Here is a 20693-nt window from a genome sequence, read left to right on the forward strand (position 1 = left end):
CAACTTTATTTTCAGGTCATTATAGCGATTATTGCAGGAATTCTCTTAGGAAAATTCTATCCTGAACTGGGTGAAAAAATGAAACCTCTCGGTGACGGATTCATCAAATTGGTGAAAATGATCATTGCTCCGGTGATTTTCATCACACTGACTTTAGGAATTGCACATATGACGGATTTGAAAAAAGTGGGAAGAATTGCTATAAAAGCAATGATTTATTTTGTCACTTTTTCAACTTTAGCTTTAATTATCGGATTGGTTGTCGGAAATATTTTGCAACCTGGTCACGGCTTAAACATTGATCCGGCAACACTTTCAGGAGATGTTTCACAGTATCAGCAAAAAGCTCATGAAACAACTTTAACAGGTTTCATGATGAATATTATCCCAGAAACATTGTTTAGTCCGTTGGTTGGTGAAAACATTCTGCAGGTTCTTTTAGTTGCTATTCTCATGGGAGTTGCATTGGTTCTTACAAAAGAAAAAAGCCATAAAGTAACCGAGTTTTTACAGGATCTTTCTACTCCGATTTTTAAAATTGTGCATATGCTGATGAAACTGGCTCCCATCGGAGCTTTTGGAGCCATGGCTTTTACTATTGGAAAATATGGACTTCATTCTGTTCTGAACTTGCTGTTTTTAGTCGGAACCTTTTATATTACTTCTGCCCTGTTTGTGGTTTTGGTTTTAGGTGCGGTTGCTTGGTACAACGGTTTTAATATTTTTAAATTAATGTATTATCTGAAAGAAGAACTTCTTTTGGTTTTAGGAACGAGTTCTTCAGAATCTGCCCTTCCGGGAATTATGGAAAAGCTTGAAAAAGCAGGTTGTTCAAGAGCAATTGTAGGTTTAGTTGTTCCGACCGGATATTCTTTTAATCTTGACGGAACTAATATTTATATGACTTTAGCTTCCTTATTTATTGCCCAGGCTTTGAATATTCATCTTCCGATTGAGAAACAAATCATGTTGCTTTTGGTGGCCATGTTAAGTTCAAAAGGTGCAGCCGGAGTTACCGGAGCTGGTTTTGTAACATTGGCAGCAACTTTAGCTGTTGTTCCTGAAATTCCGATCGCGGGAATGACTTTGATCTTAGGAATTGATAAATTTATGAGTGAATGCCGTGCTTTGACCAATGTTATCGGAAACTCTGTGGCAACTGTAGTTGTGGCAAACTGGGAAAAACAATTAGACAAAAACCAATTACAATATTGTCTGGATCATCCGAATGAGGTTGAGAAGAGATTGGAGGTTTGATCTTAGAATTGTCTGTTTTTAGATGTTTCGAGAACCTCAACATGACATTCCTAATACTAACTATACTAATTTTGTAGTTTATTTTTAGCGATGTCATGTTAAGGCTCTTGAAGCATTTTTGCATTATTATTTAAAGTCTGTATTTTTGTTCTTGCTTAAATTTCGCAGACAAATATCCTAGCCCCGATTGCAGTGGAAATCCTTTTTTGAAAAAAAAGATTGCAACGGAAAGCGGGAAATAGCTCCTAAAAATAGGTAATGAGTAATTGGTAATAAGTAATATTTTTAGATTGCTTCGTCGCTTCGCTCCTCGCAATGACCTAAATTAAAATATTCAAGCTTGAGGGCTGTACTTTGACGTGGATCGGAGATTTTATTTTGTTGAATTCACCGTCAAGATGCCAATTTTTGGTGTTTACTTTGAACTCGATTTCAGAAACGGGAAGATAAGTCACATAATCGTCGTCCTTCAATTTTTTTGTGAACATTCTGAATGCAAAAAGCGCAGAATAGGTCAATGGAAACTTTTTCACCAAAACCATATCTACCAAGCCGTCACTTTTACTGGCTTTTGGAGCAATGTATGCATTGTTACCGAATTGACGGGTGTTCGCAATATTCAACATTAGATATTTGCCGTTGTACTGTTGATATTTTTCATCAAAAAACTTAACCTTAATTGGTTTGTAATTGAAAAACGTTTTCAGAGAAACTTTGATGTAATTTTTGAATCCTCGATCGGTTTTTTCGAATTCTTTCACTACTTTTCCGTCAAATCCGGTTCCTGAAACATTAATTGAAAGTTTATCATTAACTGTAAAAGTATCAATCTTTCTGGAATTTTTAGCATTGATTTTTTCCAGTAATTCATCAAGATTTTTACCGAATTGCGTTTCATTGGAAAAACCATTTCCCGAACCTGCAGGGAAAATTGCAAGAATTTTTTTGGTATTAATAAGGTTTTGAGCTACAGTTGAAATTGTTCCGTCACCTCCGATTGCCACGAAAATATCTATTTCATTGAAATGCTTCAAAATAAACTCATCTGTTCCAGCAATAGATTGAGAAATGTAATACAGAGGATCTTTCACCTTAGCTTTCAGTTCGTTCAGAAACGGCTGATAATTTTTTTTCGCCGAAAAAGGATTGATAATAAAGGCTACTTTTTCCATTGATACAAAATTAAAAAATGCTTCCTTATTTGGAAGCATTAATGTTAGTTAATTTTCATTCTTTCTTTGAAATCTGTTTTTGTATTTCCATTCAGATCTTCCCAGGAAATCGGGATGACGATATCTCCAATGTCATAATTTTTGGTAATCTCATTCATATTGTAATGAAAATAAAGATTGTTATCGTCAAAATAAAAGTTTTCCGTCACCGGAATAGGTATTGTCGATAATGCCGCATAACCTTTCTGATCATATTTCTTCATTTGCTGCATCATTGTTGTTTTTTCAAGATTGATTTTTAAAAGTTGAGAAAGATCTTCTTTTGAGATAGCTATAATGTCTGAAAGCTGTACTTTTCTGTCTTTTATAAGGTCAAAAACCTTTTCCTGATAACTATATTGATCTTTATCTATTCCTTTAAAATGATTATTATAATATTGGATATACAAATAATCATTTTTATTCATCTTAAGATTCATCTGACAGGTATATTCCCATTGCTGTTTTGATTTAATATCAGAATTTTCATTTGATTTTCTAAGCTGTTCGTATAAATTTGTCTTTTCATCAGTTAAAAATTTCTGCAATCCATCTTTAGAAAAATCGGTAATATTTTTACCTGAATAAATTTCCTTCAGAAGCTTTTTGTTTTCAAAATTTGGAAACCACAGGAGTTTTGAAGAATATTTTATCATTACAGAATCGAACAGTTTTGTTGAATCTTCTTCTATTACAGAATCTATAATGAGTTTTGTATAGGCATCGGTTGTAGAATTTTTATTTCTGTTTCCGATTTCTTTACATGCAAAAATTATAGCAAGTAGTGTGATTATCCATATGAAATAAGATTTTTTCATCAATTCTGTGTGCTTATGTGTTTATTTTAAATCTCAAAAAACGTTCCAAATCAATAAAAAAGCTTCCAATATGGAAGCCTTCTATTTAATAATTGATATTCATTCTTTTTTTAAACTCAGGATTAAGAGTTGTTTTTAGTTCTTCCCAAGAAATCGGGATAATAATATCTCCCGCTGCAAAAGCCGTAATTTCGTAAGGGCTGTAATGGAAATACAGATTTTTATCATCAAAATAGAAATTTGCCGTCGCGGGAATTATATCTACCAAAAGCATTTCTGAATTATTCACTTTTCCTTGTTCGTCTGTTGTTCCGCTATTTACCTTGTTGATGTTTTTCATTAATAAAGTTTCCAGTTTGCTTTTTGGCATTGAAGTAATGTCTTTTAATTCTACTTTTTTATTATTTTTTAAATCAAAAACTCTTTCTGAAAAGCCATAATTATCATGTGCTCCGCCTTCGTAAGAACCCCAGATATATTCTATATGAAGATAATCGTTGATATTTGACTTCACATTCATTCCCGTATCGGTATACCATTCCTGAGCATAAGTAATATCTGAAATCCAGTCTTTTGAATCTTTTTTAACATTATTAAAATATTCATTTTTGTTCTTTTCAAGAAAAGTCTGAAGCCCGCTTTTAGAAAAATCCTGAATATTTTTGTCTCCGAAATAAATACTGTCTAATAATTTTTTATCCTTGATCGTTGGAAAGACCAACATTTTTGAAGTATATCTAACCTTCAAAGAATCAGCAAGTTTTATTGAATCATTTATTTTCACAGAATCAATGATAAATTTTTCCGGTTCAGCAACTTCGGTTTTAGTCGTAACTATATTGTTGTTGTCAGACTTTTTGCAAGCCGAAAAAATGAAGAAAGAAGAAAGTGCAATAACAGCAACTGTGTTTTTCATAATTTTAATTTCTTTCTTACATACAAAAACCATTCAAAAAATGAATGGTTTTAAAATTATTTTTAAAATTCTGGTATTTTTTACTTTTTCACCAAGCTGATTACCTGATTTTCCTGTTTTGAAGCGACACCCCAAATTTGTTTGAAAGCAGGATAATATTCTTTAGGATAATTAGGACTCATTACTTTGGTTGTTGAAATTACTTCCAATTTATTACCTTTTTGTTCTACCATGTAACTGTATTCAATTTCTTTATCATCCGTTACAATTTTCTTGTTTTTAGGCATTTCTTCAATGGTATAACCTTCAGGAATCTCAAGAACAATTTTTTTAATTCTTGTAAATGGCGAAGTAAAATCAATCAGATATTTTCTTTCTTCTGTCTGATCAAATTCATTGGAGTTTTTATTTAAGAACAACATAGGATTAATGATCATTTTCTTCCCGATCTTGTCAATCAAATTATCTGAGGAAAATTTCATTTTGCTTTCAAAATCACCATTTTCAAGAACCTTAGAATCAATATTCGTAAAATCTATTGAAAAATTTTCCTTATACTGTTTCTTATATTTATCATTATTGTCATCATAATTTTCCTTTGCAAACATTGCGTAAGTTCCTGTATCCCTGTCAGAATAATCTCCGGAAATACTTCCGTCATCATTAATTTTTGCTTCTGCAGTAAGATAAGTGAAACTCGTTTTCGCATTCACCATAGACAGTTGCTGAACTTTTTCTTTATTAATTAAAATCCCGAATTGATTCCAGTCTCTTGGAGGTAACTGATCTATCGAAGACTGCTTCGAAGTTGCATCATACAAGTGAAAACCGTCTTTTGTCTGAATCGCAGCAATCACAAAATTCATATTGGAAACATTAGGAGAAGCGATATTAATCAAACCGTTACTTACCGTAGAAATTGTAAGCGGATCTGCCTTAATCCCCACTTCACGAAGCATCATGACAAGAAAAAGATTGATTTCTGCAGCATTTCCGGTTTTTGTTTCAAGCATTTTTTTGATACCGTCTTCCGTGTAAAGCCCTCTGTCTTTGTTCCAGGTGAAGGTATTTTTAACATAATTGAAAACAGCATTTGCTTTCTCAATTTCATCAGTAATTCCTGAAATATTTGCAGGCATATTTTCTTTTGCCAGTTTGGTTTTCTTCAACTCACCACCAAAATCTTCATTTTCATATAATCTTTGCTTAATCTGTTCCCAAGATGAAGAATACAGCTTCAGCTCTCTGAAATTCGTAGAATGCAGCTCTGCGCTAATTTTTGTTCTGTAATTTTTATCGTTATTAACAAATTTTTCAGTTTTGAAACCTTTTACATTTTCATAACCGAATCTATATGTTCTGTAGTTCATTCCATACATTGTTCTTTCTTCCACTTCTCTGTATTTCGGGTTCAGAAAACCTGTATAATTTACGTTGTAAGCGATATTTGACGGACTGTCCAGAACATATTCCGTGTATAAAGAGGGCGTATCTGTTTCAATCATAATTTCAGGAACTATGAATAAAAAAGGAGACGTAACTTCATACTGATATTCGATTACAGAACCGTTTTTTACATTAGGAAAAGCAAATTTAGTAATAGAAACATATTTACTTTCTTTACTTTTATATTTCGAACTTTTATCAACTTTTGTAGGAACTGCAACGCCATTTTCCAGATTATAGGTAAAAGCTTTCATCTTGGAAAGTGTTTCCTGATCGCTTCCGTTCTGATAAAGAGGAACTTCAAGGTTCAACCAGTCTTCAGCCTTGTCTTTATCGTAGATTTTGACTCTGTAAAAAGCTTTTTTAATAAGATTTCCGGAGTTATAATCGATATTAAAATGTAACGATTTATATAAAATTTCCGCAGGCGCATTCTCATCTAAAGCCGATTTTTGCTTTGAAAGATCTGCATCACTGAATTTTGGAGGTTCAAGAAATTCATGCTTTTGTGCTTCAATAAAAATAAAATTCATTAAACAAAAAGCGATTAGTATTAGTTTTTTCATGCTAAATTTTAGAAATTAAAATTTTTGAATTGTCGATGTTTATCGTTTTTTTTCTGAAATTAACGTATTCGTTATATTTTTCTTTCGGGTAAAGACCTTTATTGATTTTGATGACTCTGTTTACTTTTAATTCTTCACCGTTTTTTACAAAATTCAATTTGTAAGTTCCAAATTCTGAATTAAGAGCAACATTTTCAGGAAGTTCTTCTATTTTATAGTTTTTAGGAATGGCAAAACTAATTTCGTATTCATCTTCAAAAGACTGTCTCAATTCAAAAGGCAATTCTCTGTTTTCATCAGTCTTATAAATTGTATTCGAATAAATAGGAACCGCTCTGAAAATCATACTGCTTCCCGCATTTTTAGAATAATTATTTGCTTTAAAATCAAGCTCGAATTTTGCGACTGCATTATCTTTATCATTCAGGAAATTTTTCATTTCAATTTTCTCGAAATGCAAAACATCAAGAAGGTTTTTTACTGCTTCATTTCTGTCTTTCGGAGACATGGTTGCTAAAATCAGATTATTATCATACTGAATTCCTGTATAAGAAAAATTACCTTCTCCCGAAATGCTGTTGTCTTCGTTAAGTTTGATTTTAAGAGTCTGTTTCTCTTTACTTTGATCCGCTGTATAAACCGGAGTGTCAATTAATTCAATTCCATTTTTTCTGATGGAAAGAACATTTCTTTCTGTTGTGCTGTAACTTAAATGATTAAAAGCGATCTGCTGCGAAGTATTTTCCAGCCAAATATTTCCTTTTTCTGTCGGAACCATTAAAATCACATGATTTCCACCCATTTTAGGAAAATCTTTATCAAAAGAAACTGGTGAAGAACTTGAGTTAATCACCGAGTAATACGAAGGAATTCCGGCTTCATCCAACAAAGTTTTCATATAATTAGAAAGACCTTTACAATCTCCATACCCTTTTTTCTGAACCTCATCAGGAAGCATCGGCTGCCAACCGCCAATTCCCAAAGCAACAAAAATATATCTCGTTTTTGCCTGCATATACTGATACAGTTTTCTAACCTTTTCTTCAGTTGTTCCCTGCAAATTCAGACCTGCAACTTCCGTCTTTATCGCAGGTGTCGACAAAGAAACAGGCTGCAAAATACTGTTATAATACCAAGATCCGAAGTCACTCCAATTGGTCATACTTCCCTGCTTTCCTTCCAGATTGAATTTCGTTAAGGCAAAACTTACTTTTGGTAAAATTTTTACAGGCTGCGGCAACAAAAAGGCATCATCAATCGCAGGAACATTTTTGTAAGCATACGTTTTTTCACCAGCATTATCACTTTCTATGACAGAAGTATAATTGTATTTTGAAGGGTAGGTTTTGGTTTTAAGTTCAATTCCTGATTTGTTAATAATTTTCATCTGAGCCTCTTCCAAAGAAATATTAGTTCCTTTAAAAGGTACAAAATCTGGTAAGAAAACCGTATTTTCATCACCAATCTGATAAGAAAACTCAACGGTGTAAGGATATTGCGTCGGTGTGTACGACAAAGCCATCACTCTGTTATCCGAATAAAAAGTCCCCTGATTATTATTGGCAAAGTCTCCAAAATCAGATTTTGAATATGATTTTATTTTTTTTCCGGATTCATCATAAATATTCACTTTTATATCAGAAATACTATTTCCTTTTTCATAAGGAATATAAATCTGCGCATCCGAATCTCCATCTTTATTAAGAACTGTTGTTACCGTGTAAAACTGGTATTTTATATCGTCAATTTTATTGATCTGAATCGTCGTGAAATCCTTTCTGATAACAGCATCCGCATTTTTTTTCAAGTTTTCAGGAATCGCAGACGCCGGAAAGCTCTGGGTATAATAAAGTGAGGCCATCGAAAGCGCTCCAATACAAAGTATTTTCATCATGGTTATTAAAATTTAGCAAAAATAATGAAATCTAATAACTAAGGAAACTATTTTTTATTGTATTAAAAAGACTTCACATTAATAATTAAAAAAAGACTTCATTTCTGAAGTCTTTATAATAAAATGATATCTTTAGTTTTTAATTAAACTGATAACCTGATTTTCACTTTCAGATATAATTTTCCAAATTTGTTTAAAAAATTTATAATATTCTTTCGGATAATTCTGGCTGGCAACATCAACTTTTGAAATTACTGAAAGTTTGTTGTTTGCAAATTCTACCTTATAAGTGTAAGCAATTTCTTTATCATCGGTTTCAATTTTCTTTGGTTTAGGAAGATCCGAAATTTTATATCCATCAGGAATTGTTATTTCCACTCTCTTTTCTCTAGTAAATGCTGAAATAAAATCTATCTGATTTTTTCTTTCCTCAATTTGATCGAATTTTTCGTTACCTATGTTAAGAAATAAAAGAGGATTTAAAATGATTTTGTTTCCCACAACATCCACTAAGTTATTACTTGAAAATTTCATTTGGGATTCAAAATCACCATTATTCAGTAATTTAGATTCAACCTCTTTCATATTTGCTCCAAAATCAGTTTTAAAACTTTGATTATATTTTTCTTTATTAATGTCAAACTCATCATAAGATTCAATGGCATATAAACCATTTTCTTTTTGACTGAAAGTTCCTGTAATTTCAGAATTATCCAGATTTAGATTTGCTTTAATCACTAAATCTTTTTTACTTATGTTTGTATTAGAAAATGAAAAATCAATTGCTTTCTCATCCTCAAGCAGAACACCGAAATCATTCCAATCTCTTTCTGGTAATACATTAACTTTAGAAGCCAATGATGTAGCATCATATAAATAAAGTTGGTCGTTAATTTTCACAGATGCCAAAACCATATTTACACTATTAAGATTGGGTGTCAAGACATTTAAAACCCCATTGTCAACAGTTGAGATTAAGAGCGGATTGGCATCAAGTCCGGCATCTTTCAAAAGCATAACTAAAAGTAGATTAATATCTGCAGCATTTCCTGATTTTTGTTTTATAAGCTGTCTTAATCCTTGGCTGGTAATAATTCCAAAACTTCTATTCCATTTGTAATTATTTTTAACAAAATCAAATATTTTATTGGCTCTTTCTAAAGGATTAAAAAAAGTTTTGATATCATTAGAAATAATACCCTTTACATTACTTTTCAAATATCCTCCAAAATTATCAGAGTATTTTAGCTTTTCTGCTAATTTACTCCATTTATCTGAAGATTCAAAAGTAAAATATCTTGCAGCATATTTCCTTAATTCAGGTTTTACTTGAGCTCTATCCCTATCATTACCTTTTAAATATTGTTCTTTTTGTACCGAAGCCGTATTTTCATAGCCAAATTTATAAACATTCATATTTATTCCTAAACGTGTTAATGCAGTACTTACATTGTACTTTGGCGCAATACTATTTCCTGTACCATTAAAAGTATACGTCAAAGTCTCGGGATATTCAAAAATATATTCCTGATATATAACCGGAATACTATGCTGGAGATAATGAGTCAAGTTAAAGACATTGCTAGTTTCAACTCTGTAATGATATTCTATTACAGACCCGTCCATTATATTGGGGATTGCAAGTTTATAAAACTTTAATCCTTTTACAAAATTTTCTTTTAGTTGTTCTTTTTTATTGATCACCGTTTTCTCCACTTGACTGTTCTGATAATTATAAATAATCAGTTCAAAATCATCAAGACTTTCTCCACTTGTAATAGGTATATCAAGATTCAACCATTCTTCTGCTCTTTTTTTATCATAAATTTTAATCTTAGAAAAGTATTTTTTTTGGTAAAAATATTGAGAAGAAGGAGAAAGGTCAATACTCAAACTGTTATAAATAATTTCAGCAGGCGCATTTTTTTCAATAAGAGATTGTCTTTTTTTCAAATCATTTTCATCAAACTTTGGATAAACAAGAAATTTATGTTCTTGCGAAAAATATAGGTTAGTTAGAAATACAAAAAGTAAACTTAATTTAGTTATATGTTTCATTATGATTTTTTAGATATTAGAATTTTTGAATTATCAGCATTTAATATTTTTTTTCTAAAGCTGATATAATCATTGTATTTTTCTTTAGGATAAATACCTTTATTTATTTTAATGGAGCGTTTTACAAGAAGTTTATTTTCCTGTTTCTCAAAGGTTACTTTATATGAACCAAATTCAGAATCTATATTTCCGTTTTGTGGAATTTCTTCCAGATAATAATTCTGAGGTACCTCATACACAATTTCAGATTCATCCTGGTACGAAAATCGACTCTCAAAAGGTAATTCTCTCGTAGAATCTTCATGATAAGAACTTTCTTTATAAATTGGTATTGCTCTGAAAATATAACCATTACCCACTGGTTTTGAATAATTTGAAGCCTTAAAATCTAAATCAAAATTAATAACAGCCAAGGTTTTATCATTATTAAAATCCTTCATTTCGACATTTTCAAAATCCAGTGTAGAATACACTTTCTTCATTACATCAGTTTTATCTTTTTCAGGAAGTAATAAATACATCAAATTAAAATCATACTGAGCTCCTTTATAAGAAAATTTACCTTTTCCTGTAATTGACTTATCAGGATTTAATTGAATATATAAAGTCTGCTTCTCTTTATTTTCTTCAGCCAGAGAACTAGGAGTTTGCATAATATCAATACCGTCAGGTTTTACAGTAAGAACATTTCTATCGGTTGTATTAAAGCTTAAATGATTAAAAGCAATTTGTTGCGAAGTATTTTCCAGCCAAATATTTCCTTTTTCAGTTGGAACTGTTAAAATAACGTGATTACCAGACATTTTTGGAAAATCTTTATCAAAGCTAATAGGTGAAGAATTAGAATTGATAATAGAATAGTAAGATTTTATACCCGCCTCATCCAAAAGGGTTCTCATATAATTTGTAAGACCTTTACAATCTCCATATCCCTTTCTCTGGACTTCATCCGGAAGCATCGGCTGCCATCCGCCAATTCCTAAAGCAACAAAAATATACCTCGTTTTATTCTGCATGTATTGATATATTTTTTTTACTTTTTCTTCAGTTGTTCCTGATAAATTCAACGACGCTATTTCTTCTTTAATTTGTGGAGTAGAAACAGAAACCGGTGTAAGTAAATTTTGGTAATACCAAACTCCAAAATCTTTCCAAGAAGCTATACTTCCTTGCTTTCCTTCAAGATTAAATTTGTCTAAAGAAAAACTCACTTTTGGCAGAACTTTTTGAGGACTTGGAACTAATTGCCCATTGTCTATTGCCGAAACATTCTTATAAGCATACACTTTATTTTCTCCATACGATTTCACATCTACCGAAGTATAATTAAATGGAGATTCATATATTTTCGAACGAAGATTAATTCCAGATTTATTTGTAATAATGTAATTACTTTCTTCCAAAGCAACATTGTATTCATAAAACGGGACAAAATCAGGAATAAAAACAGTATTTTCATCACTTAATTCATAGCTGAACTCAACTGTATAAGGAAAACTTGAAGCGGTAAAAGGAAGAATAAGCATTCTGCTATCAGAATAAAAAGTTCCCTGCGGATTTGCCGCAATATCTGTAAAATCACTTTTCGAATAGCTCTTTATCTTTTTCCCGGATTCATCGTAAACAATAACTTTTACATTAGATATGTTATCACCCTTTTCATAAGAAATTCTGGGTATAGAATAACTGATTGCATCTTTATTCAAAATTGTAATTACAGATGATTTTTTATAAACAATATCATCTATCTTATTAATGTCAACTGCCATACTTTCTTTTCGGATAACAACACTTGCATTTTTCTTTAAGTTTTCCGGAATTGCAGAAATAGGATAACTCTGCGCGTAATAAAATGAACCCATAGTAAGGGCTCCAATACAAAGTATTTTCATCATGTAATTAAAATTTAGCAAAAATAATGAAATCTAATAACTAAGGAAACTATTTTTTATTGTATTAAAAAGACTTCACATTAATAAATTAAAAAAGACTCCATTTCTGAAGTCTTTTTTTAATTTTATATGTAAGAATTTAATTATGCATCAATTTTTGCATACTTAGCATTCTTCTCGATAAATTCTCTTCTTGGCGGAACCTCATCTCCCATCAGCATGGAGAAAACACTGTCTGCTTCTACGGCGTTATCAATCGTTACCTGCTTCAGGATTCTGTGTTCAGGGTTAAGAGTTGTTTCCCAAAGCTGTTCAGGATTCATCTCTCCAAGACCTTTATAACGTTGAACCTCAACTCCTTTTCCATCCGGAGACATTTCTAAAGTAAATTCTTCACGTTCTTTCTCGTTATAAGCATAAACTTTTTTATTACCTCTTTTCAATAAATATAAAGGTGGCTGAGCGATATAAATATATCCGTTCTCAATCAATTCCTTCATAAATCTAAAGAAGAAAGTAAGAATTAATGTAGAAATGTGAGAACCATCAATATCGGCATCGGTCATGATTACGATTTTATGGTATCTCAACTTAGCCATATTCAATGCTTTGCTGTCTTCTTCTGTACCTACAGAAACACCAAGAGCGGTATAAATATTTTTAATTTCTTCATTATCGTAAACCTTGTGAAGCATAGATTTCTCTACGTTCAAAATTTTACCTCTTAGCGGAAGAATAGCCTGGAAAAACCTGTCACGACCTTGTTTTGCCGTTCCACCTGCTGAATCTCCCTCTACTAAGAATAGTTCAGATTCTGCCGGATTTTTTGATGAACAGTCTGAAAGTTTTCCCGGAAGTCCAGAACCTCCCATCGGAGATTTTCTCTGAACCATTTCACGAGCTTTTTTTGCTGCCTGTCTTGCTTTAGCAGCCAAAACAACCTTCTGAACGATAATTTTTGCTTCGTTAGGATTTTCTTCCAAGAAATTGGTAAGCATTTCCCCTACAATTTTATCTACAGCCCCGGAAACTTCAGAGTTCCCTAATTTCGTTTTGGTCTGTCCTTCAAACTGAGGTTCCATTACTTTTACAGAAATCACGGCTGTTAATCCTTCACGGAAGTCATCCCCTGTAATTTCTACTTTTTCTTTTTGAGGAATACCCAAATCATCTGCATATTTCTTCAAAGTTCTCGTCAAGGCACGTCTGAAACCTGCCAAGTGAGTTCCTCCTTCATGGGTATTGATATTATTAACATAAGAGTGAAGATTCTCGCTGAATGACGTATTATAGCGCATTGCAACCTCCACAGGAATATCATCTCTTTCTGCTTCCATGAAAATTACGTGCTCCATAATAGACTCACGGTTTCCATCGATATATTCTACGAATTCTTTTAATCCACCTTCAGAATGAAAAATTTCTGTAACGAATGATCCGTCTTCGTTGGGTTCTCTTTCATCAACAAGAGTGATGGTAATTCCTTTATTAAGAAAAGCCAATTCTCTTAGTCTTGTTGCAAGAGTATCATAGTTATAAATTAATTCCTGGAAAATCGTTCCATCCGGCTGGAAGAAAACTTCTGTTCCTCTTTCGTCGGTAGTTCCTATTTCTGCAACATCGGCCAATGCCTTTCCTTCTGAATATTTTTGTTGATATAATTTACCTTCACGACTTACTGTAGCCACCAATAAAGTTGAAAGTGCGTTTACACACGAAACACCAACTCCATGAAGACCTCCCGATACTTTGTAAGAATCTTTATCGAATTTTCCTCCTGCTCCAATTTTGGTCATTACAACCTCTAAAGCAGATTTTTGTTCTTTTTCGTGAAAATCTACAGGAATACCTCTCCCGTTATCTTTTACAGAAATACTTTCACCCTTGTGAATTGTTACTTTAATTGTATCACAGTATCCTGCTAAAGCTTCATCAATAGAATTGTCTACTACTTCATAAACCAAATGATGGAGACCTCTTACTCCTACATCACCAATGTACATAGATGGTCTTAATCGAACGTGCTCCATCCCTTCTAAGGCTTGGATACTACTAGCTGTATATTGTTTTTGACTCATATAAAAATTAATAATTTGCCTAATGCAAATACCCACAAATATCGTGATTTTTTTCGAGGTATGAAAGTTAAAGTATGTCAAAAAACGACAGATTTTTCAACATTTACAAGAAATGAATTATTTTAAAAAAGATCAAAGTTAAAGTGTATTTTTTTAACCGCAACTGTCTTAAGTCATGTTCAATCTCTCTAATTTATCCTTACCTTTATTACACAAAAATTGATATTTTATGGACGATTTCCTTGCAGCTCGTGCCCAAATGGCAATGTCCCTCGGTTTTCACATCATTTTCTCCTGTGTCGGCATGGTGATGCCTTTCTTAATGGCTTTTGCCCACTGGAAATATTTAAAAACAAATAATGAAATTTATAAAGGCCTTACTAAAGCATGGAGCAAAGGTGTAGCGATACTTTTTGCCGTCGGAGCCGTTTCCGGAACAATGCTTTCGTTTGAACTCGGACTTCTCTGGCCCAATTTTATGAAACACGCAGGACCGATTTTCGGAATGCCTTTTTCACTGGAAGGAACGGCATTTTTTATTGAAGCCATCGCCATCGGATTTTTTCTGTACGGATGGGACAAATTCAATAAATGGTTTCACTGGTTTTGTGGATTTTTAGTTGGTTTAAGTGGTTTGGCTTCCGGAATTTTGGTTGTTGCAGCCAATGCCTGGATGAATTCTCCTGCCGGATTCGATTATATAAACGGACAATATATAAATATAGACCCCATCAAAGCCATGTTCAATGAAGCTTGGTTTCCGCAGGCTTTACATATGACGGTTGCTGCTTTTTGTGCGACAGGATTTGCAGTTGCCGGAGTTCACGCTTTTTTAATTATGAAAAAAAAGAATGTGGAATTTCATACAAAAGCATTTAAAATTGCTGCAGGGTTTGCCTTAATCGGAGCATTTGGAGCACCTTTAAGCGGTGATGTCGCCGCAAAATCCGTTGCTAAAAGACAACCCATCAAATTAGCAGCAATGGAAGCCCATTTTGAAACAGAAAAAGGAGCATCTTTCGTAATTGGCGGAATTCCTGACGAAGAAAAAGGTGAAATAAAATATGCATTAAAAATTCCGAAGGTTCTAAGTTTTTTGGTAAGTAATGATTTTAATGCCGAAGTAAAAGGGTTGAAAGATTTTCCGAGAGATGAATGGCCTCCTGTTTCGGTTGTACATTACGCTTTTCAGACAATGATTTTCTTTGGCGTTGTGATGATTATTATCGGAATGATTTATCTATATGCTACATTTTTCAGGAAAGAATGGCTTACTAAAAACTGGTTATTAAAAACGTTTTTAATCGCAACACCTTTCGGATATATCGCTTTGGAAGCGGGATGGACAGTCACCGAAGTTGGTAGACAACCGTGGATTATCTATGGAATTATGAGAACCGTTGATGCCGTAACTCCGATGCCTGGAATTCAGTATTCATTCTATTTTTTTACAGCCATTTTCGTTTCATTATCATTAATTATTATTTTCCTTTTGAGACGGCAGATACAGATGGTTCCTAAACTTTATGATCCTACTGATATTGAGTTTAATTCTAAAAACAAGAAATCATGATTTATGTAGTTATAGGTTTTCTCTGGCTGTCAATTTGTCTTTATGTGATTTTGGGAGGGGCTGATTTCGGAGCGGGAATTGTGGAACTTTTCACCAAGAAAAGGGCAAGGCATAAAACACAGGAAATCATGTACGAATCGATCGCTCCGGTTTGGGAAGCCAATCATATGTGGCTGATTATCGCGATTGTAATTCTTTTTGTTGGTTTCCCCGAAATTTACACTACTCTTTCAACTTATCTGCATATTCCTTTGGTTTTAATGCTTGTAGGGATTATTGCGAGGGGAACAGCTTTCACTTTCAGACATTATGATGCCGTAAAGGACGATTGGCAGAAAGTTTATACCCAGATATTTTATTTTTCGAGTTTATTAACTCCCTTTTTCTTAGGACTAATAGCTGCTGCAACCGTTTCGCACTCGATCAATCCGGATGCTACTAATTTTCTGGACTTATATATTTTCAGCTGGCTGAATTGGTTTGGAGTTAGTGTTGGATTATTCACGGTTTCAATTTGTGCTTATGTGGCGTCAGTATTTGCTTTGAGGGAAACAACAGACCGTTTGCAATTAGGCTTAATGATTAAAAAATCAAAGCAGACCATGATTTTTGTGGTCATAACAGGTTTACTGGTATTTTTAACGGCTTATTTTTCTGACATTCCTCTTTTGAAATGGGTTTTCTCAAAACCTTTGGGAATTATGGCTACATTTTTTGCAACAATTGCTTTATTCCTTATTTTACGGGCAATGAATACCCGAAAATTGCTTCCGGTAAGGGCTTTGGCAGGATTCCAGGTAATTATGATTCTGGTAGCTGCAACGTATCAGCATAATCCGAATATTATTTTATTTGCCAACGGACAACATTTATCATTATTAGAACATGTTGCTGCCCCGAAAACCATTTCTGCTTTGGGATGGGCATTGATGTTGGGTTCTCTATTTATTTTACCGTTTTTGTTTTATTTGATGGCTTCGTTTAGTAAGCAGCGGAAGTAATTAACTTAAATTATAAATGAATAAAGAATATAATTTAAAAGATTTTGAGCTGATCACTTTCAACCCTTATATCTATCAACTTTTTAAAGATAGCCAAAATACTTTTTTATTAGAAGTAACTTGTGGAATGCATGGAATCTGGCAAGTCTGGATCAAGCTTAATGACGAAGAAATTTCATTGTATGAAAAAGAAGGAGATCCCGGATTAGAAAAAATTGCCGGAATATTTTCTTATTATTGTTACGATGAGGAATATAAACGGAGATACATAAAAGTGATTCAATAAAACTGTTAAAATAATCTCTATTTTTTAAGTAAAACTATTTCAACTCTTCTGTTTTTAATAAAATCATTTTCAGTGCGTTCCGGATAAACAACAGGATTAAGATGTCCTTGTCCCGTTACTTTTATTCGATTGGAAGCAATCCCCTGTTTTTCAAGAAATTCTTTGATTGCATTAGCTCTCGTCCATGAAAGATTAAAAGTTCACAAATCGAGATCTTCACCATCAAAATTATCATAATCACAGCAAATGTGGCCTTGTAATTCAATTTCAACCGTCGGATTATTTTTTAAAATATTGGAAAGTTGAGTAAGCACAACATTTCCTTTTGGAAGCCATACGTGGCGACCTCCGATAAAATTAACATCAGGAAGCGAAAAAGTATTTCCTACTTTCATCTGAGAAATATTCATACTTAAAAAACTAGCAAATGTATTTCCTGATTTTCTTTCTCCTGAAACGAGGGCCTTATCAATAAATACATCTACTCTTCTGTTTTTTTTCCGCAGTTGCTCCGAACTGTTATCATTAATCTGCTTTTCCTTGCCTAAACCAACAACACTTTCCAGCTTTATATTGTTCCCAATCTTTTCTTCTAAATATTGACTGACTGCATTTGCGCGATTTTCAGATAATTTTTTGTTATATTCTGAACTCCCAGAAATATCACAATTTCCAAAAATCCTGAATCTGAGATCTGCTTTTAATTGAATTAAACTATCCAATCTTTTTTCAGATTCTTTGTTAAGTTTGTAGCTGTCATATTCAAAATAGACAGATGTAAGCATTTGTGCCTTAAAACTTACACAAAAGAAAATCAACAAAAATAAAAGAACAGACTTCACCGATTTCAAGTTTTATAAACAACGAAAAATATCAGATTATAGTTTTTAATATAAAAGAATCCTGAAAAATTTCAGGATTCTTTTATATTTTATTGTGAAAATCTTAGACTAATTTCATAAAGACATTCTCATCAATTTTCTCAACTTTCACCAAATTATTTTTAGTTAAAGTTTTTGATGCTTTGTCCCATTTTTTACCCGACAACTGACTTCTTTCTTTCACTTCGGCTAAAGAAAATGGCTCTTCCTGAGAATTTAAAATTTCAAGAATTACTTTTTCATCTTCTCCCAATTCGATCTGAGGAACAGTTTTTTCGGGCTTCATTTGAGGGAAGAACAATACTTCCTGGATTGATGCATTATTCGTTAAGAACATGATTAATCTGTCCATCCCGATTCCCATTCCTGAAGTTGGCGGCATACCGTACTCCAAGGCTCTCAGGAAATCTTCATCGATGAATTGTCCAGCTTCATCATCCCCTTTTTCAGATAATTTTAACTGATCTTCGAAACGCTCTCTTTGATCAATCGGATCATTCAGCTCGGAATAGGCGTTCGCAATTTCTTTACCGCAAACCATTAATTCAAAACGCTCTGTAAGACCTTCTTTGCTTCGGTGTTTCTTTGTAAGAGGAGACATTTCAACAGGATAATCTGTAATGAAAGTCGGCTGAATGAAGTTTCCTTCACACTTTTCACCAAAAATTTCATCGATTAATTTTCCTTTGCCCATGGTTTCGTTTACATCGATACCGATAGATTTAGCAAAATCAAATAATTCCTGTTCAGTTTTTCCTGTAATATCGAAACCTGTATATTTCAAAATAGCTTCTGTCATAGAAACTCTTGCAAAAGGCGCTTTGAAACTGATTTCCTGATCACCAAATTTTGCATTTGATGTTCCATTTACCTGAATTGCACAGAATTCCAACAATTTTTCGGTGAAATCCATCATCCAGTTGTAATCTTTGTAAGCTACATAGATCTCCATTACGGTAAACTCAGGATTATGCGTTCTGTCCATCCCTTCATTTCTGAAGTTTTTTGAGAATTCATAAACCCCGTCGAATCCACCCACGATCAATCTTTTCAGATATAATTCGTTCGCAATTCTTAAATATAATGGAATATCTAAAGCATTGTGATGCGTAATAAACGGTCTTGCAGCAGCTCCACCGGGAATTGACTGTAAGACAGGAGTCTCAACTTCAAAATACCCTGCTTCATTAAAGAAAGTTCTCATGGCATTGAACAGTTTTGTTCTTTTCACAAAAACTTCTTTTACGTGAGGATTTACCAATAAATCTACATAACGTTGTCTGTATCTCAATTCAGGATCGTTAAAACCATCATGTACTACTCCATTTTCGTCCGTTCTTGGTTGTGGAAGTGGTCTTAAAGCTTTAGTAAGAACTGTGAAGTTTTTCACCAAAACTGTCTTTTCACCAACCTGAGTGGTGAACAGTTCTCCTTCAATACCAATAATATCTCCTATATCTAAAAGGTGTTTGTAAACTTCATTATACAAAGTTTTGTCTTCACCTGTACAGATCTCATCTCTGTTAAAATATACCTGAATTCTGCCTTTAGAATCCTGCAATTCAGCGAAAGAAGCCTTTCCCTGAATTCTTCTTGACATTAATCTACCTGCAATCTTAACCTGTTTATTATCAGCGAAATCCTGTTTTATAGATTCTGTAGTATCTGTAATTACGTATTCATCTGCCGGGAACGCATTGATTCCCATTTCAACAAGCTTGTTCAGCTTTTCTCGTCTAATGATTTCTTGTTCTGATAATTGCATTGTATCTATTTAAAATAACGTGCAAAATTAGTGATTTTTGAATTGATGGTCAATGGCTTTTCTCAGAAATATAATTTATTTTATATAAAATTCAATTCAGAAGATGATTTAAACTGAAAAACTATGAGAACCAATCTTTACGATTTTGTTGAGGAATAAAAGTCCAGGCTAATATTCTGCTGATTTTCTGACCTTGAGCCATGTCAATCGTTTTAACTTCAATTGCTTTTAGTTTCTTTAAAAGTGTAATCAGCTTAAACAAATTATCTTTTTTAGAAACCAAACAGGTAAACCAAAGAACCTGTGACGAATACAAAACACTTTCTTCAATCATGTTTTTGATAAAAGCCAGTTCGCCGCCTTCACACCACAATTCAGACTGTTGCCCTCCAAAATTAAGTAAAGGCTTATGAACTTTTGATTTATTAAGGTTTTTTGTTTTTCTAAGATTTCCCTTTAAGGCAGATTCTTCAGAATCATGAAAAGGAGGATTACACATAGAAAATGTGAACTTATCTTTTGAATTAATTATACCTTTAAATATATGTCCTGATTCAGGTTGATATTTTAATCCAATTGCAGGTAATAAATCAGGATTATTATTTAATATTTCCTGAGCATTTTTCAAAGAATTCTTATTAATATCTGTTCCCAAGATTTTCCAGCCATAAGATTTGTGGGCAATTAAAGGATAAACAAGGTTTGCTCCTGTTCCGATATCCAAACCTTGTATGGAAAAACCTTGTGGAATTTTATTTTGTTGTTCGGCTAATAAATCTGCAATATAATGTACATAATCTGCCCGTCCGGGAATCGGAGGACAAAGATTAGTCTCAGGAATATCCCAGTTCTGAATATTATAAAAATGTGATAATAAAGCTTTATTAAGTAATTTTACAGCTTTCGGAAGGCTAAAATTAATTGTTTCTGTTTGATAAGAATTGGTGAAAACATATTCTTTCAGTTCCGGCACACAAGAAATAAGCTTATCAAAATCATAAGGATTACGATGTAAACTTCTTGTGTGCAGACTGGATTTTTCGGTAGACAT

Annotated in this window: 15 protein-coding genes and 1 pseudogene; 4 read left to right on the forward strand and 12 right to left on the reverse strand. The window is 32.9% G+C overall.

The window, feature by feature from the left end; translation table 11 throughout:
* Positions 1-1257: dicarboxylate/amino acid:cation symporter (locus ABD745_RS15080; RefSeq protein ID WP_344831604.1), on the forward strand; the 1257-nt coding region annotated here is incomplete at its 5' end.
* A 320-nt stretch (positions 1258-1577) separates the two neighbouring features.
* Here ABD745_RS15080 and ABD745_RS15085 read toward each other — a convergent pair.
* From ABD745_RS15085 to gyrB, 8 genes are all read right to left on the reverse strand, one after another.
* A complete protein-coding gene (locus ABD745_RS15085) occupies positions 1578-2429 on the reverse strand; it encodes a diacylglycerol/lipid kinase family protein (RefSeq protein WP_344831607.1) in 852 nt (283 codons plus the stop codon).
* A gap of 44 nt (positions 2430-2473) precedes the next feature.
* Positions 2474-3286 carry a DUF3298 domain-containing protein gene (locus ABD745_RS15090; RefSeq protein ID WP_344831609.1) on the reverse strand — a complete coding sequence of 271 codons (813 nt, stop codon included), beginning with the start codon at positions 3284-3286 and terminating at the stop codon, positions 2474-2476.
* Between the two features lie 85 nt (positions 3287-3371).
* Positions 3372-4202: an RsiV family protein gene (locus ABD745_RS15095; protein WP_344831612.1), complete on the reverse strand. Its 831-nt coding sequence runs from the start codon at positions 4200-4202 to the stop codon at positions 3372-3374.
* A gap of 80 nt (positions 4203-4282) precedes the next feature.
* The gene (locus ABD745_RS15100) at positions 4283-6214 is read right to left on the reverse strand and encodes a transglutaminase-like domain-containing protein (protein WP_344831614.1); all 1932 of its coding nucleotides are present in this window, start codon (positions 6212-6214) and stop codon (positions 4283-4285) included.
* 1 nt (position 6215) lies between these two features.
* The gene (locus ABD745_RS15105) at positions 6216-8108 is read right to left on the reverse strand and encodes a DUF3857 domain-containing protein (protein ID WP_344831618.1); all 1893 of its coding nucleotides are present in this window, start codon (positions 8106-8108) and stop codon (positions 6216-6218) included.
* 132 nt (positions 8109-8240) lie between these two features.
* A complete protein-coding gene (locus ABD745_RS15110; RefSeq protein WP_344831623.1) occupies positions 8241-10061 on the reverse strand; it encodes a DUF3857 domain-containing protein in 1821 nt (606 codons plus the stop codon).
* Positions 10062-10165: 104 nt separating this feature from the next.
* Positions 10166-12061 (reverse strand): DUF3857 domain-containing protein, encoded by a 1896-nt coding sequence (locus tag ABD745_RS15115; protein WP_344831628.1) that lies wholly within the window; start codon positions 12059-12061, stop codon positions 10166-10168.
* A gap of 140 nt (positions 12062-12201) precedes the next feature.
* Positions 12202-14136 (reverse strand): DNA topoisomerase (ATP-hydrolyzing) subunit B, encoded by a 1935-nt coding sequence (gyrB, locus tag ABD745_RS15120; RefSeq protein ID WP_344831632.1) that lies wholly within the window; start codon positions 14134-14136, stop codon positions 12202-12204.
* A 229-nt stretch (positions 14137-14365) separates the two neighbouring features.
* Here gyrB and ABD745_RS15125 point away from each other — a divergent pair, with 229 nt between their 5' ends.
* The 3 genes from ABD745_RS15125 to ABD745_RS15135 are packed head-to-tail and all read left to right on the forward strand — an operon-like array spanning position 14366 to position 16996.
* Complete coding sequence (locus tag ABD745_RS15125; RefSeq protein WP_344831634.1) at positions 14366-15709, forward strand: cytochrome ubiquinol oxidase subunit I; 1344 nt, start codon at positions 14366-14368, stop codon at positions 15707-15709.
* Complete coding sequence (locus ABD745_RS15130) at positions 15706-16710, forward strand: cytochrome d ubiquinol oxidase subunit II (RefSeq protein WP_344831637.1); 1005 nt, start codon at positions 15706-15708, stop codon at positions 16708-16710. The genes ABD745_RS15125 and ABD745_RS15130 overlap by 4 nt, the downstream gene beginning before the upstream one ends.
* A gap of 16 nt (positions 16711-16726) precedes the next feature.
* A complete protein-coding gene (locus ABD745_RS15135; RefSeq protein WP_344831640.1) occupies positions 16727-16996 on the forward strand; it encodes a hypothetical protein in 270 nt (89 codons plus the stop codon).
* A gap of 17 nt (positions 16997-17013) precedes the next feature.
* Here ABD745_RS15135 and ABD745_RS21625 read toward each other — a convergent pair.
* The 4 genes and pseudogenes from ABD745_RS21625 to rlmF all read right to left on the reverse strand — a co-directional run.
* A pseudogene (locus ABD745_RS21625) lies at positions 17014-17178 on the reverse strand (OmpA family protein); the annotation flags it as partial.
* 18 nt (positions 17179-17196) lie between these two features.
* Positions 17197-17781, reverse strand: coding sequence for an OmpA family protein (locus ABD745_RS15140; RefSeq protein WP_344831642.1), 585 nt, complete (start codon positions 17779-17781; stop codon positions 17197-17199).
* A gap of 160 nt (positions 17782-17941) precedes the next feature.
* The gene (lysS, locus tag ABD745_RS15145; protein WP_344831644.1) at positions 17942-19642 is read right to left on the reverse strand and encodes a lysine--tRNA ligase; all 1701 of its coding nucleotides are present in this window, start codon (positions 19640-19642) and stop codon (positions 17942-17944) included.
* 121 nt (positions 19643-19763) lie between these two features.
* On the reverse strand, positions 19764-20693 hold the full coding sequence (gene rlmF / locus ABD745_RS15150; protein ID WP_344831646.1) for a 23S rRNA (adenine(1618)-N(6))-methyltransferase RlmF: 930 nt from the start codon (positions 20691-20693) through the stop codon (positions 19764-19766).

The sequence above is a fragment of the Chryseobacterium ginsenosidimutans genome (assembly GCF_039536845.1).
GTDB lineage: Bacteria > Bacteroidota > Bacteroidia > Flavobacteriales > Weeksellaceae > Chryseobacterium > Chryseobacterium ginsenosidimutans_B.

Bases quoted from the DNA above. Each gene is read 5' to 3' on its own strand.
- ABD745_RS15085 (WP_344831607.1), bottom strand. From the start codon at position 2,429: ATGGAAAAAGTAGCCTTTATTATCAATCCTTTTTCGGCGAAAAAAAAT.
- ABD745_RS15090 (WP_344831609.1), bottom strand. From the start codon at position 3,286: ATGAAAAAATCTTATTTCATATGGATAATCACACTACTTGCTATAATT.
- ABD745_RS15095 (WP_344831612.1), bottom strand. From the start codon at position 4,202: ATGAAAAACACAGTTGCTGTTATTGCACTTTCTTCTTTCTTCATTTTT.
- ABD745_RS15100 (WP_344831614.1), bottom strand. From the start codon at position 6,214: ATGAAAAAACTAATACTAATCGCTTTTTGTTTAATGAATTTTATTTTT.
- ABD745_RS15105 (WP_344831618.1), bottom strand. From the start codon at position 8,108: ATGATGAAAATACTTTGTATTGGAGCGCTTTCGATGGCCTCACTTTAT.
- ABD745_RS15115 (WP_344831628.1), bottom strand. From the start codon at position 12,061: ATGATGAAAATACTTTGTATTGGAGCCCTTACTATGGGTTCATTTTAT.
- gyrB (WP_344831632.1), bottom strand. From the start codon at position 14,136: ATGAGTCAAAAACAATATACAGCTAGTAGTATCCAAGCCTTAGAAGGG.
- ABD745_RS15125 (WP_344831634.1), top strand. From the start codon at position 14,366: ATGGACGATTTCCTTGCAGCTCGTGCCCAAATGGCAATGTCCCTCGGT.
- ABD745_RS15130 (WP_344831637.1), top strand. From the start codon at position 15,706: ATGATTTATGTAGTTATAGGTTTTCTCTGGCTGTCAATTTGTCTTTAT.
- ABD745_RS15135 (WP_344831640.1), top strand. From the start codon at position 16,727: ATGAATAAAGAATATAATTTAAAAGATTTTGAGCTGATCACTTTCAAC.
- ABD745_RS15140 (WP_344831642.1), bottom strand. From the start codon at position 17,781: ATGCTTACATCTGTCTATTTTGAATATGACAGCTACAAACTTAACAAA.
- lysS (WP_344831644.1), bottom strand. From the start codon at position 19,642: ATGCAATTATCAGAACAAGAAATCATTAGACGAGAAAAGCTGAACAAG.
- rlmF (WP_344831646.1), bottom strand. From the start codon at position 20,693: ATGTCTACCGAAAAATCCAGTCTGCACACAAGAAGTTTACATCGTAAT.